Here is a 16,293-nt window from a genome sequence, read left to right as displayed (position 1 = left end):
AACGGCTTAACGGAACATCGAGCTCACGGAGCTTTCTTCGTGGATGCGCCAGATGGCCTCGCCGAGCATTTTGGCCACAGACAGCACCTTCAGCTGGGGGAAGTTACGTTCGTCGCTGATCGGGATGCTGTTGGTGACCAGGACTTCCTCAAGCAGTCCCGGCTCCGAGAGCCGCTCGATGGCAGGGGGTGAGAAGACCGCATGGGTGGCGCAGGCCAGCACGCGACGGGCCCCCTGGCGCCGCAGCAGACGGGCCCCCTGGCAGATCGTGCCGCCGGTGTCGATCATGTCGTCGATGAGAACCGCCGTCTTGCCGGCCACGTCGCCGATCACCGTGAGGCTTTCGGCCACGTTGTGGTCTGAGCGACGCTTGTCGATGATCGCCAGGGGCGCATCGTGCATCCGTTTGGCGAATGCCCGCGCCCGCGCCACACCGCCGACATCGGGGGACACGACCACCATCTCGCCCAGGTCGCGGGCTGAGAGGTAGTCGACAAGAACCGGTGAGCCGTAGATGTGGTCGCAGGGAATGTCGAAATATCCCTGGATCTGGGAGGAATGCAGGTCCATGGCCAGCACCCGGTCAACGCCGGACTGAGCCAGCAGGTTGGCCACCAGCTTGGCCGTGATCGATTCCCTACCGGCGGTCTTGCGGTCGGCACGGGCGTAGCCGTAGTAAGGGATGACGGCAGTGATCTGGCGGGCGGAGGCCCTGCGGCAGGCGTCCACCATGATCAGCAGCTCCATCAGGTGATCGTTCACCGGGGCGCAGGTGGGCTGGATCAGGAAGACGTCGCAACCCCGGATTGATTCCTGGATCTGGATGTAGAGCTCACCGTCGGCAAAGCGCTTGATCACACGCGGACCATCCGGCACACCCAGGTAGCTGGCGATCTCGTGGGCCAGGGCGGGGTTGGAGGTGCCGCTGAACAAGCGCAGACGGCGGGTGTCGTGGGGCTTGCTGTCCTGCTCCACCCGTTCAGCAGTCAAGAAACTGGTCACGGGGGGCGTGATCAAGCAGGGCTGGAGCCTGATGGTAGAAGCCTCCCGGCCCGGCGTAGGCAAACAATGATGAAGCCAGCGGGTTCGCCCCCCACCGCCGCGGGCTCGATCCCCCCCCTGCGCGTGGTGCTGGCGGGTGCTGCGGCTGCAGATGCCGCCGCTGGCATCGAGGAGGCCGCCGGCAGGTTGGCGGCCTTGGTCGGAGTGTGCTCCCTGCCGCCGCTTGTGGCGGCCAGCGATGAGGGCAGAGGAGGAACGACCTCAGACTGTCCGGACACGGATGTGAACGTGTTGATGACAGAGCTGAGCGGCCGCAGCGGCTCCTGGATCGTGCCGTTACTCCAGGACCCAGGTCGCTTTCAGCCCTGGGGTGGGCGCTGGTCGGAGCTGCTGGGAGCCTGGCGCCAGCCGACCGTGCTGCTGATCGAGGCCCACCAGGCGGATGGAGGCCTGCCCGCGGGCTGCACTGCCCTGATGCAGCGCTGTGGGGTGCCGCTCCTGGGCCTGATCCAGTGGGGTGGCCGCTTCGATCATGAGGCCCGCCGTCGCGATGGACTCCCCTGGCTGGGGGTGCTGGCTCAGGACGAAGCCGCTGACGATTGTGCGGATCTGGTGTTGAACCTGAGTCGGCGCTGGAGCCAGATCGCCGCCGAGGCGATCTAGTCGGCTGCTGAGGGCTTCAGCGGCCAGAGAGGTGTGGGGGCCTTGGCGCTGATCTGGCGCAGGGTCTGATCCGGCTTGGACGGAGCTTCGAGCGGCACCCGGCTGTAGCGCACCGGCTTGTTCTGGCGCAGGCCGGCCGTGACCAGGCTCAAGGCTTCCTCCTGAGTGAGGTTGGTGTCGAGCTGGGAGGTGAGCCGCTGCCAGCGCTCCGGTAACTGGGCCCATTGGTCCGGGCGGGTCAGCTCGCTCACCAGCAGACCGACCACCTTCTCCTGCCGTTCCCGGCGGCCGGCTTCCCCCTGGTCCTTGTTGCGGTAGCGCACCAGTTGCTCCACCTGAGCACCCTTGAGCCGCTGCAACCCGCCCTGGAGATCGATGCTGAACGCCTGGCTTTTGTCTTTGTAACTGAGGGGCTGATCCAGGTTCGCCTCCAGTCCCCCCAGTCCGTCCACCAGCTCCCGCAGAGCCGAGCGCGGCAGCACCACGTAGCGCTCGGGCTGGCCGGAATCAAGTCCCACCAGCTCTGCCACCGCTCCCGCACTCAGGGCAGCGCCCCCCTGCTTGTAGAGCGATCCCAGCGGCTGCACGTTCGTCTGCCCGGGCAGCTTCACGGCCAGTTCGGTGGGAATGGCGAGCACCTGCAGGGGGCCGGAGGGGTCCACCCGCAGCAGCATCAGGGTGTCGCTGTTGGCGGCACCGGCCGGGGCTGCGCCGTTGCTGGCGGCCGCCAGGCGATCGGCGTCGCTGCCGATCAGCAGCACCGTGATCGGCCTGGAGGGGGGACTGGCCAGGGGGGCGGCCTCGCCGTTCTGCTCCTCACTACTCAGTCCCTGATCCTGCTGTGGCCAGAGCCGGTCGATCAGGCCAACCGAGGCCACCAGCCCGAGGGCGCCCAGGCCCAGCCCCGCCAGCAGCTTCCATGGCCCGCCACGCCGTGGCCCCGCTGGAGATGCTGACTTGCCTGCCACGACTGAATTGACCTGAGGAATCGCCTCACTTTGACGCAGCTTGTTCAGGGTCGGTGCGGTGGCCGATAAGTTGAGGACCTCCACCATTCCCGTCGGGATTCAGCATTGAGCGCCGCTTCCCGTTCAGGTCCCGCCCAGTCTGCCGGTCCAGGCCGTGGCCAAGAGCTGGCTCCCCACGAGCGGGCCCGCCCCCTGGCCAAGGGCAGTATCAAACCGGCCCGGGATCTCTGCAGTGAGTGCGGGCTGTGCGACACGGGCTGGGTGGCTTACGTGCGCAGCGCCTGCCCCTTCCTCACCCAGGGATTCGACCGGATGGAGGAGCGGGCCCACGGCCGCAGTCGCGATCTGGCCAACGAAGACGAGCTCTATTTCGGTGTGCATCAGCGCATGCTCAGCGCTCGCCTGCAAGCTCCGATCGATGGCGCCCAGTGGACCGGCATCGTCAGCCGGATCGGTGTACGCGCCCTGGAGAGCGGCCTGGTGGATGCGGTGCTGTGCGTGCAGCAAAGTCCCGACGATCGCTTCACGCCGGTGCCGGTGCTGGCGCGAACCCCCGAGGAGGTGTTGGCGGCTCGGGTGAACAAGCCCACCCTCTCGCCAAATCTGGAGGTGCTGCAGCAACTGCCGGGCAGCGGCATCCGCCGCCTGCTGGCGATCGGGGTGGGCTGCCAGATCCAGGCTCTGCGGGCCGTGCAGGACACCCTGCCCCTGGAGCAGCTGTATGTGCTGGGCATGCCCTGCGTAGACAACGTCAGCCGCAGCGGGCTGCAGACCTTTCTGGAGAGCGCCAGCCGCTCACCGGACACGGTGGTGCACTACGAATTCATGCAGGACTTCCGCATCCATTTCCGCCACAGCGACGGCAGCGAGGAAACCGTTCCGTTCTTCGGGCTCGACACCCCCAATCTCAAGAGCGTCTTTGCCCCCAGCTGCCTGAGCTGCTTCGATTACACCAACGCCGGCGCCGATCTGGTGGTGGGTTACATGGGAGCCACCTTTGGCCGCCAGTGGCTGGTGGTGCGCAATCCGAAGGGTCAGCTGCTGCTCGATCTGGTCGAGGCCGAGCTCGACACCGCCCCGGTCACCAGCCAGGGCGACCGCCGCACCGCGGTTCAGCAGGGGATCGAGGCCTATGACAAGGCCGTGAAGCTTCCCCTCTGGCTGGCGGAGCTGGTGGGCTTCTTCGTGAAGCGCTTCGGCCCGAAGGGATTGGAATACGGTCGCTTCTCGATCGATTCCCACTTCACGCGCAATGCCATCTGGGTGAGACGTAACCACCCGGATCAGGCGGATCGCCACATCCCTGCCTTCGCCAAGGCCATCATCAGCCGATATCGCCTGCCCGATTGATGCCCGTGCCCTCTGGCCCCGACCACGGGCCCTCCAGCCGGCACTGCGGCGTGCTGCTCCATCCCACCGCCCTTCCAGGCACACCTTGCTGTGGAACCTTCGGCATGGCGGCTCGCCAGTGGATTGACCAGCTGGCCGCGGCCGGCATCGCCGCCTGGCAGTTGTTGCCTCTGGCCCCCACTGACGGCACCGGCTCCCCTTACAGCTCTCCCAGCGGTTTCGCTCTCAACCCCTGGTTCCTCGATGCCGACGAGCTGGTGGACGAGGGATTCCTTGAGCCCGTCGACCTCGAGACTCTGCCTGGCGGCAGCTTCGAGCGTCTTGACCTGGAGGCTGCACCGCTGCGGGCGGCGGCTCTTGGAGAGCGCTTGCTTAAACGCTGGTCTGCTCAGAGCCTGGAGCGCCAGCAGGCATTCACCAGCTGGCGGCGCCAGGAGGATGGCTGGCTGCGCGACCATTGCCGCTTCATGGTCTTGCGAGAGAGCCAGGGCCAGCAGCCCTGGTGGACCTGGCCGAGGCCCCTGGCGCGGCGCGGGCGCCTGGCCCTGCGCCAGCTGGATCGGGAAGCCTGCGGCCTGCTGCTGCAGGAGGCCCTGGTTCAGTGGCAGCTGCAGCGGCAGTGGCACCAGCTGCGCCAACACGCCAGAGCACGTGGCGTGCGCTTGATCGGTGATCTGCCCTTCTATGTCGCCCACGACAGCGCCGATGTCTGGGCAAACCGCCGCCTGTTCTCCGTGCGCGCCGATGGCTCCCTCACTGAGCAAAGCGGCGTTCCCCCTGATTACTTCTCCGACACCGGCCAGCTGTGGGGCACGCCGGTCTACCGCTGGAGCCTGCACCGGCTCACCGGGTTCCGTTGGTGGATGCGCCGGCTGGAGCGGCAGTTGCAGCTGCTCGACCTGCTGCGGCTCGACCACTTCCGCGCCCTGGAGTCGTACTGGAGCGTGGCCGGCCAGGCCGAGACGGCCCAGGAGGGCTGCTGGCGCCCGTCCCCTGGGGTGGCCTTGCTCACAACTCTCAAGGCCCGTTGGCAGCAGCAGCAGGCCGGCGGCGGCGGCAACTCAGCTTCAGGCTCTGCCTCAGCCCTGCCCCTGATCGCTGAAGACCTTGGTGTGATCACCCCGGAGGTGGAGGCCCTGCGAGATCGCTTCGCCCTGCCGGGCATGAAGATCCTGCAGTTCGCCTTCGATGGCAACGACGACAACCCTTACCTGCCGGCGAACTACCAGGGTGATCACTGGGTTGTCTACACCGGCACCCATGACAACGCCACCTGCCTGGGCTGGTGGCGGAACCTGGAGGAGGACCAGCGGCGCCAGGTGGGGGAGCTGGTGGGACACACCATCGACGCACCCGGCTGGCAGCTGCTGGAGCTGGCTCTGGGCTCCTCTGCCCAGTTGGCGGTGGTGCCCCTGCAGGATCTGCTCCACCTCGATGATCAGGCCCGCTTCAACACCCCCGGCACCGCCTCGGGCAACTGGACCTGGCGTCTGAGTCAACCGATCGCCAGCCTCAATGACCCTCTTCATGGGCTCCAGGGGCTGGCACAGCGCTACGGGCGCACGGGGGCCCCTGCCGTCGCTGAGGCTGTGGCCGGAGGCAGCCGGTAACGGCCACCTCCGCCAGGCTCGGGCGCCAATGGCTGGCCGTCCCAGAGCACCGAGCCCTCTGACGGCACCGGTTCCAGGCTCAGGCGCAGGGGAGGCCTCAACTGCAGCACCAGCTCGCCTGTGGCTCCGTTGAGCTCGGTCTTCACCCCCGCATCACTGCCGAGGCTGATGCGGGTGGGTTGGCCCAGCTGCAACCGCAACACCCCGGCGGCGGGACGGCGCTCAACGCCCCCCTCCAGCAAGCGTTGCCTGGCCACACCCTGGGCCGCCTGCTGCAGGGGCCTGAGGTCCGGATAGGCCTGCAGCAGCTCGGCGTTGGGGTCAGGGGCCCGTTGCTCCGCTGCCGGCAGGGCTGGGATCGGCTTCAGGGCCAGCAGGTTCTCGGCCGCCAACCGCCGCTGCTGCAGATTCACGCCGTAGATCAGCGCCAGGGTCAGCACCCCATAGAGCACGGTCCCCTGCCAGGTGGTGAAGACATCGATCGAGCCTGGAGTGAAGCGTGAGAGCAGGGCCTGACGCCCGGAAACGCCATGCTTGGTCGCCTCGCCCCGGTCCGGCAGGGCCCCTTCGAGGGCACCGGCGGGAAGATCCAGGTGCTGCTCCAGCAGCGGCAGCATCGTTCGGAGATAGGCCGGCTCAGGCAGCCGCTCGCGCCATCCCCGCTCCAGGGCTTCGAGGACAGGAGTGCTCACCCGCGTCTCGATCGCCAGCTCCCGCAGGCTCAGGCCCCGGGCTTCCCGCTGCTGCCGCAGCTGCCTGCCGGCATTGAGCAGGGGATCCTCCCGCGGCTCGACCGGCAGGCTGGGCAAGGCTTTCTGCCAGGGCCACCGACGCCTGAGGCGTGGTGCAGCCGTGGAATTTCTGGATGGCGGCATCGATCAGGGCAGTGGTTCGATCGGTCCGCGGCTCAATCCCGCGGGTCCAGATCCTTCCATTCTTGGGGGGCAAGGTGGCGCCAGCGTCCCTCAGGCAGATCGCCAAGGCGCAGCGGGCCGATCGCCACCCGCTGCAGATCGCGCACGGGGTGACCCAGCAGCTCGGCTGTGCGCCGTATCTGTCGGTTCCTGCCCTCACCCATCTCGAGCTCCAGCAGGGTGCCCCTTCGCCCCCGCGCCAGCTCCCGAACCACCACCGGCTGACTGGGCTGGCCATCGAGGGGCACACCCCGGCGCCACTGCTCCAGCACCTCAGGACCGGGCTCACCGCTCACCCACACCCGGTAGTGCTTGCGGTGGCCGAAGCGGGGATGGGTGAGGCGCAGGGTGAGCGCACCGTCATTGCTCAGCAGCAGCACACCCCGGCTGGCGGCATCAAGACGCCCCACGGGATGGAGGCCGGTCCCCATGCCCAGCTCCGGCGGCAACAGATCGAGCACCGTGGTTCGCCCCTCGGGATCCTGGCAACTGCAGATCACGCCGCGGGGCTTGTTGAGCAGGACGGTGATGGTGCGGGCCGCCGCACCCACCGGCGTCCCATCGAGCTCCAGCTGATCACTGGAAAGATCCGCATGGTCCCCCAACCGCGCCACGGCCCCGTTCAAAGTCACCCGCCCCGCCAGGATCAGCTCCTCGGCCCGGCGGCGGGAGCAGAGTCCAGCACTGGCCAGCAATTTCTGGAGTCGTTGCGCCGTCATGCCTGGGTTCTGCGTCTGGTCTCGATGCGGGGATGGGGGGACGGGCGAGGCCGGATCACCACTCAGCAGGCGGAAGAGATGGCCTGAACCGGCAGGTTGATGGTAATTTACGAAACACAAAGGTTTCCTAACTCACCGATTCGGCCCCATGCCCTCCCTCCCCGTGGCCGCCGCAGCCTCCGCCTCGTCCCTGGTCCCCACCGGCGACCTGGTGCGCTCCTACCTGCGCGACATCGGCCGCGTGCCACTGCTGACCCATGAACAGGAGATCACCCTGGGCCGTCAGGTGCAGGAGCTGATGCGTCTGGAGGAAGCGGAGCAGGAACTGGAGATGCGAGCGGGCGGTCAGAAGCCGAGCGCCGAGGAATGGGCGAATGCGACGGGTCTGAGCCCGGCTCTGCTGAAGCGCAAGCTGGCCAGCGGCCGCCGTGCAAAGGAGCGGATGGTGGCTGCGAACCTGCGGCTGGTGGTGAGCGTGGCGAAGAAATACACCAAGCGGAACATGGAGCTGCTGGACCTGATCCAGGAGGGAACGATCGGTCTGGTTCGGGGTGTGGAGAAGTTCGACCCCACCCGCGGCTACAAGTTCTCCACCTATGCGTATTGGTGGATCCGCCAGGGGATCACGCGGGCGATCGCGGAGAAGAGCCGCACGATCCGGCTGCCGATCCACATCACCGAAACGCTGAACAAGCTGAAGAAAGGCCAGCGGGAACTGAGCCAGGAGCTGGGCCGCACGCCCACGCTGAGTGAACTGGCGGTGGCGGTGGAGCTGCCGGAGGAGGAGGTGAAGGATCTGCTCTGCCGGGCGCGTCAGCCGGTGAGCCTGGAAACGAAGGTGGGCGACGGGGACGACACGGAGCTGCTGGATCTGCTGCAGGGAGATGGAACGCTGCCGGAGGAGAGCGTGGATAGCGAGTGCCTGCGGGGCGACATGCGGGCGCTGCTGGAGCAACTGCCGGAGCTGCAGCGCAGCGTGCTGACCATGCGGTTCGGCATCAACGGGGATGAACCGATGAGCCTCACGTCGATCGCCCGCACTCTGGGCATGAGCCGCGACAAGACCCGCAACCTGGAGCGCCGTGCCCTTGAGGGCATCCGCTCACGCTCCTGCCGCCTCGAGGGCTACCTGGTGGCCTGAGAACGTGCCCTTTTTCGAGGTCTACTGGCGGGGGGAGTGCATCGCTGATGCCGGCGATCTGGAGGAAGCTCTGACTTGCTACACCCAGGTCCGCCCCAAGGATCTTGGCTGGCAGGAAGCCTGGGATCAGGCCGAAGCCGAGAGTGATCCGCCCCCCGTTGTCTGCCGCTACCGCTCCTTCGAGGCCTTTCTAGACAACGAGGAAGCTCTTGAGACGATCCCGGTCACGGTGGCCATGCTCGAGACCGCTGGCAGCGAAGCCTGATCCCTTGGTATTGGCGCGGTTCTGATCACCCTGAACGTGAGGTTCAGCCGCTCCTGCCGCACCCGCAACCGCCGTGGCAGCGCATGCAGCCAGTGCTGCTGGGTGGGAGGGTCCATGACCAGCAGATCTCCGTGGCTCAGCTCGAGAAGGAGCGGCTCGGCTGCCCCGGGCCGGCGGTCGCGGGGCCTGAGCCGGAAGCTGCGGCTGGCTCCGAGGCTCAGGGAGGCGATCGGCGCAAGTGGTTCCAGCTCCGGTTCATCGTCGGCATGCCAGCCCATGGAATCGGTGCCGTCGCGGTAGCGGTTGAGCAGCACTGAGTTGAAGCGCCAGCCCAGCGTGATCTCCAGAGAATCCCTGATCTCGATCAGGGCATCCGACCAGGGCTGGGGCTCATTGGCCAGGCCGCTGTAGCGGTACGAGCAGCCGGGATCTGCCACCCAGCAGGTGAGCCGCGGCATGGGGTGGGTGCGGCCGAACAGGGTGATCGACTCCTGTCGCCAGGGGATTTCCTGCTGCAACCGACTCAGTTGCCCTTCGGGATCCTTGGCCCATGCGGGCCAGAGGCGCAGGGCCAGGCCAGGGGCCTGCCACTGATGGATCTGGCCTGTGGGCTCCATCCAGGCAAACGCTTCAGGCTTCAGAAGAACTGATCGAAGTTGTCGAAATCCACGGCCTTGAAGCTGCCGTCCTGCACCTGCCGCATCAGCCCCTCCAGTTGCGCCCAGAGTGCGCCACCGGTGAGCAGGGAGAGCAGCAGGGCCACCAGCAGAGCCGTGCCACCACCGAAGCCGAACACCTGCAGGCTGCCGCCGATGAACAGGGTCACTCCCAGAATCAGCCCCGCATAGGACGCGACGGTTTCTGCCACCGCCAGGGGCAGCAGGTTGAGCCGGTCCTGCTTCCAGCCGTCAAGCCGGTTCTGCACCAGGCGAGAGAAGGTCAGACCGCAGAGAATCGCGATCGCAAAGCCCACTCCTGCCAGGAAGAAGGGTGGCTGCCCCACCGGCACGTACTCCAGCAGGATGTCGGCGCCCTCGAAATCGGCGAAGGAGCCCGCCGCGTACCCCTGAGTGAGGGCCTCTGAACCGGTGGGATCGCTGATCACGGGCAGGCTTTCAAGGGTTTGACGCTGACCCTAGCGATCAGGAGACGGGTGCCCGGCCACTCAGGCGGCCGGTGCCAGGGGGTTGAGCCGCTGCAGCAGCCCGCCCACCACCTTGGACGGGGAGAAGGTGCGGCGCAGCAGACCCATCAACGCCTGCAGGTCCTCGGTGTTCAGGTGGTTGTCGCGCACCAGCATCAGCAGCAACCGCTGGCGCAGGCTGCCGCCACGGGGACCGAGCAGCAGGCGCAGACCTGCTCCGGCCACCGGCAGCAGATCAGGGTTGGCATCGTCCTGTTCCACAACCCCCAGCAGGCTTTCGAGCCGTTCCAGCTGCAGGTGGCCCTGGCGATCGAAAAGCACCTCCAGCAGCTTCTCCCGCAGCTCGGCGGTATCGCCGGCCAGCAGCCGCCGAGCCACATAGGGATAGGCCACGCGGATGATCTTGAAGCCGGGATCGAGCCGCAGGGCCAGCCCTTCCTGACTCACCACCGCCCGGATGATCAGGGCGAAGCGGGCCGGCACCCTGAAGGGGTAGTCGAACATCAGCTCCGAGAAGCGATCGGTGATCGCCTTGAAGTTGAACGAGCCCACGCTCTCCCCCAGCTGGCCGCCCAGCACCGTCTCCAGAGCCGGGACAATCGGGGCGAGATCGGCGTCAGGACGCAGGAATCCGAGGGTCCGGAAATCGACGGCAAGGGCTTCGAAATCCCGGTTGATCAGATGCACCACCGCACCGGTGAGAGTGAGCCGATCGGCATCGCTGATCGAATCCATCATCCCGAAATCGACATAGGCCACGTGGCCCATGGCACCTGTGCGCCCCGGCAGAGCGAAGAGGTTGCCTGGATGGGGATCGGCGTGGAAATAGCCGAACTCCAGCAATTGCTGCAGACCAGCCATCACCCCGGTGCGGATCAGGGCATCGGGCTCGAGCCTGTGCGACTCCAGTTCCAGCCGGTCCTGCAGCTTGATCCCGTTGATCCAGCTGGTGGTCAGCACCCTGCGGCTGGAGAGCTGCCGCTCCACCCGTGGCACCGTGACGGCAGGGTTGTCAGCGAAGAGGGCGGCAAAACGCTCAGCGTTATCGGCTTCGCGTCTGTAATCGATTTCATCGAAAAGGGTCTGGCCGAACTCATCGATGATGTCGCCGAGGCCGAAGCCCAGGTTCAGGGGAAGGAATGGAGCGGTGAGCACCCCGAGCAAGCGGATGATCACCAGATCGCGGCGCAGGATATAGGCCAGGTTGGGCCTTTGCACCTTCACCGCCACCCACTGGCCTGTTGTCAGCTCCGCCTTGTACACCTGTCCCAGGCTGGCCGCTGCCACGGGGTAGGGCGGGAAATGCTCGAAGAGTTCCACCGCCGGTGCCCCCAGCTCCGCTTCGATCTCCGCCAGGGCCAGCTCGTGGGGGAAGGGGGGCAGGTTGTCCTGCAGCTCGGTGAGCTGGTCGAGCCAGTCGCGACGCACCAGATCGGGGCGGGTGGAAAGGGCCTGCCCCACCTTGATGAAGCAGGGACCCAGCTGGGTGAGTGTCTGGAGGATGCGGCGGCCCAGTCGCTGTTGCACGGAGCGATCGCTGCTGCTTCCCTGCACCACGAGCACCAGGGCCAGCCAGCCCAGCTGCCACAGCACCGCCACCAGGCGCGACACCAGGATCCAGGGGCGCAGCAGCATCCAGCGCAGATCGGCGGCTGGCTCGTAGCGGGGCGGTGGCCCTTCGACCCGGGCGGAACGCGCTGGTGAGGCCGGGCGCACAGGAGAGCTGGCGGTGATGGGGAAACTCCTGCGACGCCTGAGGTGGTGACCCCAGACTCTAGAAAGTCCAGGGCTGGTGATGCTCCTGCTGTCGACCCTGCGTCAGGGCCTCCCGCGCCTCGATCTGCACCTGCCCGCCCATGGGCGAGGAAGGGGTCTGGCGCCGGGCCTGCGCCAGCTGCTGCGGCAGCGCCCCGGCCGCTGGGATCTGCCGGAACTGCCCGAGATCGGAGGGCCGCTGGAGCCAGGTGGTGCCGTGGCCGCCGACCAGGCCGAATCTGCCCGCCTCTGCGCAGCCGATCGCTGCTGGTTCGGGGTGAACGGAGCCAGCGGGATGCTGCAGGTGGCCCTGCTGGCTCTGGCCAAACCCGGCGAGCGGGTGCTGCTACCGCGCAACCTGCACCGCAGCCTGCTGCACGCCTGCGTGCTGGGCGGACTGCGGCCGGTGTTGTTCGATCTCCCCTTCGATCCGGCCACCGGACTGTGGCTGCCACCAAGCCCCGACTGGCTGCTGCGGCGCCTGGAGCAGGCCCCAACCCTGGCGGCGCTGGTGCTGGTGCATCCCACCTACCAGGGCCTGGCGGGAGATCTGCAGGGTCTGATCGCGGTGGCCCACCACCACGGCCTGCCGGTGCTGGTGGATGAAGCCCATGGGGCCCACTTCGGCCAACCGGGTCTGCCGATGGGGGCTCTGGCGGCCGGGGCCGATCTGGTGGTTCAGTCTCTGCACAAGAGCGCAGGTGGACTGGCCCAGAGCGCCGCCCTGCTGCTGCGGCGCGGGCGGGTGAGCGAGGAGGCGATCGAGCGGTCTCTGCTCTGGTTCCAGACCTCCAGTCCCAGTGCACTGTTGCTGGCCTCGGCGGCGGCGGCCTTCGCGCACCGCCACAGCACCGCCGGCGCCCGGGGCCTGAGCCGGGCCATCGCCCGGGCGAACGAGCTGCGGCAGGCGCTGGAGAGAGCCTCCCTGCCTCTGGCAGCCAACCAGGATCCCCTGCGCCTGGTGTTCCACAGTGCCGCCCTGGGCATCAATGGCCTTGCGGCCGACGCCTGGCTGCTCCAGCGGGGCGTGATCGCCGAGCTGCCCGAGCCCGGCTGCCTCACCTTCTGTCTGGGGGAACGCCCACCGCGGCGGGTTCGCAGGCTTCTGCCCACCCAGCTCAACCAGCTGCGCCAGGCCCTTGGCGGGCCAGCCCTCCTCCCCTTCACACCACCGCCGATTCCCGCCCTGATGGAGCCGGAGCTGACCCCTGGCGAGGCGTGGAGGCTGCCCCACCAGACCCTGCTCCTGGAGCAGGCGCTTGAGAGGCTGGCGGCGGAGCCGATCTGCCCCTATCCACCGGGAATTCCCCTGTTGATTCCAGGTGAGCGGATCGATGCGGCGCGACTGGAGTGGCTGAGGGAGCAACGCCGGCTCTGGCCCGGCCAGATCGCTGATACGGTGAAGGTTGTGGCCTGATGGGCGCTGCGGATGGGCGCAAGGCAGGGAGCTGGTGATTCAACACGGCGATCCGAGCCAGTACCTGCCTTCCAGTGGGATTTCGTCACCCCGGGACTGCCCGACCAGGCCTTTGAAGATGCCCCGGGTTTCACTCCCACACCAATGGAGTTGAGGGTGATGCTGCTGGCCCATCTGCGCCCCAGGGCCGATTCCACGGTCTGGGATGTGGGCGGCGGCACCGGTGCCCTGGCCCTGGAGATTGCCCGCCTGATGCCCCTGGGCCAGGTGCACACCCTGGAGCGGGATCCGGAGGCGATCGAGCTGCTGGAGCGCAACCGGCGGCACCTGGCCATCGACAACCTGCACATCCACGCAGGCGAGGCGCCCGATGGACTCTCCCTGCTGCCGCAGCACCCCGATCGGGTGATCCTGGAGGTGGGCCGCCCACTGGCCAGCGTCTTGCGTGCGATCTGGGCGGCCCTGCAGCCCCGCGGACGGCTTGTGATCAGCACCGCCAGCCTGGAGGGGCTTGTGGATGCAACCAATACTTTGGCCCAGTTGGAAGCCAGGGACGTTCAAGTGGTGCAGGCGACGGTCCATCGCATGCAGCGTCGCGGCAGCCAGGCCCGCCTGGCGGCGGCTGAGCCTCTCTTTTTGATCGCTGCCGAGCGCCACGGGTGAGTCAGGGTTCACGGCCGCGCACCTCGCTTTCACGGCTGTTCAGCGGCTTCGCCGCTGGAGGCTTTGGCCTTGTGGTGGTGAGCCTCGGTAGCTGGTGGTTCACTGTGGCGGTAGGGGTGATCGTGCATCTGGGGCTGCTGGAGTTCTTCCGCCTGGCCCAGTTCAAGGGAATCCGACCCGCCACCAAGACCACGCTGGTGGCCTGCCAACTGCTGCTGTTTGCCACCCAGTGGGCCAGCGGCGGCGGCATGGCGGTCGACCTGGCGGCGGCGGTGGTGCCGGTGTCAGGGGCGGTGATCTGCGGCTGGCTGCTGCTTCAGCCGGTGACAGGCACCATCGCTGATATTGCCGCTTCGATCTTCGGCCTGTTCTATCTGGGCTTCCTGCCCAGCCACTGGCTGCGCCTGCGTGATCTGCTCGATCCAGCCCTGGCACCCCAACTGCAGGGAGCCAGCTGGCCCTTCACCCCGGGCATGGCGCTCACCCTGATGGCCTGCCTGATGGTGGTGGCAACCGACATCGGCTCGTACGTGATCGGCCGCCGCTTCGGATTGCATCCTCTCTCGCCGATCTCCCCGGGCAAAACCGTGGAGGGCGCCTTCGGCGGTGTGGCCAGCGCGGTGCTGGTGGGCGTGGTGGGCGGCCTGTTGCTGGGCTGGCGCTGGGGCTGGGTGGTGGGCGGATTGCTGGGGGGGGTGGTGTCGCTGTTTGCCCTGGTGGGGGACCTCACCGAATCGATGATGAAACGGGATGCGGGGGTGAAGGACTCCGGTGATGCGATCCCGGGTCACGGGGGCATCCTTGACCGAATCGACAGTTTTCTGTTCACCCCGGCGGTGGTCTACTACTTCGTGACCTTGCTGGTGCCGCTGCTGGCCTGAGGTTCGTTCAGGGGGAGACCCGGGCTTCACCCTGGAGCTGGAGCATGTCGGCTTCGAGGCTGGCCCGCTCGATGCGGATGTTCGGGTCCATCGGCAGGCGCCCGCGCAGGTGCCCGTTGAGGTCACGGATCACGACACTGCCCTGGTCGGCTTCGGGGCGGGTTTCCAGCTCGATCAGCTGGGCCTGACCATGGGCCTCGGCGGCAACGATCAGGATGTCCCGGGCAATGCGAAGCTGCCTGAGAGGGCCAAGGCCGAGCAGCTGCTCCCCGAGGTGGTCACTGAGATTCCGCCAGCGGGGACGGTTCAGGGAGCTGCTCAATCCATCGGCCGTGAAAGCCACCTTGCCGCGGATCAGGAAGGCATGCTTGAGCTGCACCGGTTGGCCGCGCAGAACCCCAGCGACCTGGATCCGCAGGGGATCGCTCTGGAGTTCCACCAACTCGATCTCCAGCCCCTGGTACACCACCTGGCGGGCCATCAGGCTCACCCCATCGAGGCGGCCGCGCAGCAGGTTGAGGGCGGAACCATGCAGCTGGATCTCCAGGCTCTCGACGGCCTCGCATTGACTGCGAATCCAGAGCTGGAGGCCGGAAGCGAGCAGTTGCAGCACTGGACCGCTGCTGGGGGAACGCGACGGCTCGGCGGGTTCAGCTCCAGCCATGCAGGCGAGGTCAGGAAGGCTCCTCCTAACAGAGATCGTTCCCTGTTTTCACCTGGTGATCAGATCGCTCTGACGACCAGGTGGAGGTCTGGCTCGCTTGCGACCTGGACGGCTCACCTATGCTTTTATAATAAAAACGTACAAGAGGTTCAAAATGAACAATAAAAAATTACTAGCCATGGGATGCGGCTTTGCCGCCAGTGCCGCTGGCACCCTCCTCGCCATCCCGGCCCGTGCGGCTGAACCCGCCGCCGCAATGGCTCCCGGTTCAGCCGCACTGCTCTCACCTGATGGCTCAGCCATCGCCCTCAGCCCTAGCCCTGAGCCCAACACCAGCGCCAATGCCAGCGTGGCCCAGAGCTTCGGCAGCAATGAAGCGCCCCTCTATGAGCAGGCCACAGGTTGGTACGTCGGCCTGGGTCTCGGCGCTGCCTGGCCCACTGACACCGGCATCCGCAGCCGCAACCTGGATGACCGCGGCTTTGAGAACATCAACGGCGATCTAAGTTTCGGTGGTGGCTTCTCCGGCGATCTCGCGGTTGGCTACGACTTCGGGGCGTTTCGCACCGAGCTGAGTTACGTCTACACCAGTTCCAGCGTCAACGACGTGTCCTTCTCGATTGATGGGAACGACTACGACCTCAATTCCTCCGGTTCCATCAACAAGAACGACATCTTCGCCAGTGGCTACTGGGACATCAGCACCGGCAGCCGCTGGACTCCCTACATCGGCGGCGGTGTCGGTTACACCAACCTGAGCACACCCCGCATCAGGGTCTCAAATAACGGTGAAAGCGCCTCCACCGGAGGAGCGAACGTGGGGCTGTTCGGCTGGCAGGCCAAGTTGGGTGTGAGCTACGGCGTGAGCAACGCCAGTGACGTCTACCTTGAGGGCACCTACTCCGGCGCCTCCGGATTCGACGGCGAGAACATCCGCTACGACTCCTACAACGACTTCGGCGCCAAGCTGGGCTTCCGCTACCGCTTTGGCCAACCGGCTCCCGAGACGGTGGTGGTGACCCCGGCCCCCGAACCGGCGCCGCAACCCGCCCCTGAACCGTTCGTCCAGCCAATTCCTGAGTCCGCTCCGATCCGCGGCCTCTGGTGAGCTGATGTCCCGCAGGCCCTTCGGCCGCC

At 67.1% G+C, this 16,293-nt stretch carries 16 protein-coding genes; 8 read left to right on the top strand and 8 right to left on the bottom strand.

Annotated features, from left to right (window positions below):
* Positions 1 to 6 precede the first annotated feature (6 nt).
* Positions 7 to 1,002 carry a ribose-phosphate pyrophosphokinase gene (locus KBY93_RS06490; RefSeq protein ID WP_094553773.1) on the bottom strand — a complete coding sequence of 332 codons (996 nt, stop codon included), beginning with the start codon at positions 1,000 to 1,002 and terminating at the stop codon, positions 7 to 9.
* Positions 1,003 to 1,068: 66 nt separating this feature from the next.
* On the opposite strand from KBY93_RS06490, the gene KBY93_RS06485 reads away from it, so the two are divergent.
* Positions 1,069 to 1,665, top strand: coding sequence for a hypothetical protein (locus KBY93_RS06485; RefSeq protein WP_255093457.1), 597 nt, complete (start codon positions 1,069 to 1,071; stop codon positions 1,663 to 1,665).
* Here KBY93_RS06485 and KBY93_RS06480 read toward each other — a convergent pair.
* Entirely contained in the window at positions 1,662 to 2,720 is a 1,059-nt protein-coding gene (locus tag KBY93_RS06480; protein WP_255093455.1) for an LCP family protein, read from the bottom strand. The genes KBY93_RS06485 and KBY93_RS06480 overlap by 4 nt on opposite strands.
* A gap of 78 nt (positions 2,721 to 2,798) precedes the next feature.
* On the opposite strand from KBY93_RS06480, the gene KBY93_RS06475 reads away from it, so the two are divergent.
* Positions 2,799 to 3,983: a Coenzyme F420 hydrogenase/dehydrogenase, beta subunit C-terminal domain gene (locus KBY93_RS06475; RefSeq protein WP_255093529.1), complete on the top strand. Its 1,185-nt coding sequence runs from the start codon at positions 2,799 to 2,801 to the stop codon at positions 3,981 to 3,983.
* The gene (malQ, locus tag KBY93_RS06470) at positions 3,983 to 5,593 is read left to right on the top strand and encodes a 4-alpha-glucanotransferase (RefSeq protein ID WP_255093454.1); all 1,611 of its coding nucleotides are present in this window, start codon (positions 3,983 to 3,985) and stop codon (positions 5,591 to 5,593) included. Before KBY93_RS06475 ends, malQ begins: the two co-directional genes overlap by 1 nt.
* Here the strand turns inward: malQ and KBY93_RS06465 are convergent.
* Both KBY93_RS06465 and KBY93_RS06460 read right to left on the bottom strand, forming a co-directional pair.
* Positions 5,536 to 6,402, bottom strand: coding sequence for a RodZ family helix-turn-helix domain-containing protein (locus KBY93_RS06465; protein WP_255093453.1), 867 nt, complete (start codon positions 6,400 to 6,402; stop codon positions 5,536 to 5,538). The genes malQ and KBY93_RS06465 overlap by 58 nt on opposite strands.
* A gap of 98 nt (positions 6,403 to 6,500) precedes the next feature.
* Positions 6,501 to 7,226 carry a pseudouridine synthase gene (locus KBY93_RS06460; protein ID WP_255093451.1) on the bottom strand — a complete coding sequence of 242 codons (726 nt, stop codon included), beginning with the start codon at positions 7,224 to 7,226 and terminating at the stop codon, positions 6,501 to 6,503.
* A gap of 148 nt (positions 7,227 to 7,374) precedes the next feature.
* Here KBY93_RS06460 and KBY93_RS06455 point away from each other — a divergent pair, with 148 nt between their 5' ends.
* Entirely contained in the window at positions 7,375 to 8,367 is a 993-nt protein-coding gene (locus KBY93_RS06455; RefSeq protein WP_255093450.1) for an RpoD/SigA family RNA polymerase sigma factor, read from the top strand.
* A gap of 168 nt (positions 8,368 to 8,535) precedes the next feature.
* On the opposite strand, the gene KBY93_RS06445 is transcribed toward KBY93_RS06455, so the two are convergent.
* The 3 genes from KBY93_RS06445 to KBY93_RS06435 are packed head-to-tail and all read right to left on the bottom strand — an operon-like array spanning position 8,536 to position 11,411.
* Complete coding sequence (locus KBY93_RS06445) at positions 8,536 to 9,249, bottom strand: alpha-ketoglutarate-dependent dioxygenase AlkB (RefSeq protein ID WP_255093448.1); 714 nt, start codon at positions 9,247 to 9,249, stop codon at positions 8,536 to 8,538.
* 20 nt (positions 9,250 to 9,269) lie between these two features.
* Positions 9,270 to 9,737, bottom strand: coding sequence for a hypothetical protein (locus tag KBY93_RS06440; protein ID WP_255093447.1), 468 nt, complete (start codon positions 9,735 to 9,737; stop codon positions 9,270 to 9,272).
* Between the two features lie 60 nt (positions 9,738 to 9,797).
* Positions 9,798 to 11,411, bottom strand: coding sequence for an AarF/ABC1/UbiB kinase family protein (locus KBY93_RS06435; protein WP_255093527.1), 1,614 nt, complete (start codon positions 11,409 to 11,411; stop codon positions 9,798 to 9,800).
* Positions 11,412 to 11,571: 160 nt separating this feature from the next.
* Between KBY93_RS06435 and KBY93_RS06430 the strand changes: the two genes are divergently transcribed.
* From KBY93_RS06430 to KBY93_RS06420, 3 genes are read left to right on the top strand one after another with little or no spacing between them, the layout of a single operon-like run.
* Positions 11,572 to 12,948: an aminotransferase class I/II-fold pyridoxal phosphate-dependent enzyme gene (locus KBY93_RS06430; RefSeq protein WP_255093446.1), complete on the top strand. Its 1,377-nt coding sequence runs from the start codon at positions 11,572 to 11,574 to the stop codon at positions 12,946 to 12,948.
* 12 nt (positions 12,949 to 12,960) lie between these two features.
* The gene (gene cbiT, locus KBY93_RS06425) at positions 12,961 to 13,611 is read left to right on the top strand and encodes a precorrin-6Y C5,15-methyltransferase subunit CbiT (RefSeq protein WP_255093445.1); all 651 of its coding nucleotides are present in this window, start codon (positions 12,961 to 12,963) and stop codon (positions 13,609 to 13,611) included.
* Entirely contained in the window at positions 13,608 to 14,492 is an 885-nt protein-coding gene (locus KBY93_RS06420) for a phosphatidate cytidylyltransferase (RefSeq protein ID WP_255093444.1), read from the top strand. Before cbiT ends, KBY93_RS06420 begins: the two co-directional genes overlap by 4 nt.
* Positions 14,493 to 14,499: 7 nt before the next feature.
* Here the strand turns inward: KBY93_RS06420 and KBY93_RS06415 are convergent, their stop codons facing one another.
* Entirely contained in the window at positions 14,500 to 15,156 is a 657-nt protein-coding gene (locus tag KBY93_RS06415) for a DUF2993 domain-containing protein (protein ID WP_255093443.1), read from the bottom strand.
* Between the two features lie 178 nt (positions 15,157 to 15,334).
* On the opposite strand from KBY93_RS06415, the gene KBY93_RS06410 reads away from it, so the two are divergent.
* Positions 15,335 to 16,264: an outer membrane protein gene (locus KBY93_RS06410; RefSeq protein WP_255093442.1), complete on the top strand. Its 930-nt coding sequence runs from the start codon at positions 15,335 to 15,337 to the stop codon at positions 16,262 to 16,264.
* The last annotated feature ends 29 nt before the right edge of the window (positions 16,265 to 16,293 follow it).

It is taken from the genome of Synechococcus sp. J7-Johnson, assembly GCF_024345795.1.
In the GTDB taxonomy this organism is placed as follows: Bacteria; Cyanobacteriota; Cyanobacteriia; order PCC-6307; family Cyanobiaceae; genus Regnicoccus_A.
This window is presented reverse-complemented; position numbering and strand designations above follow the sequence as displayed.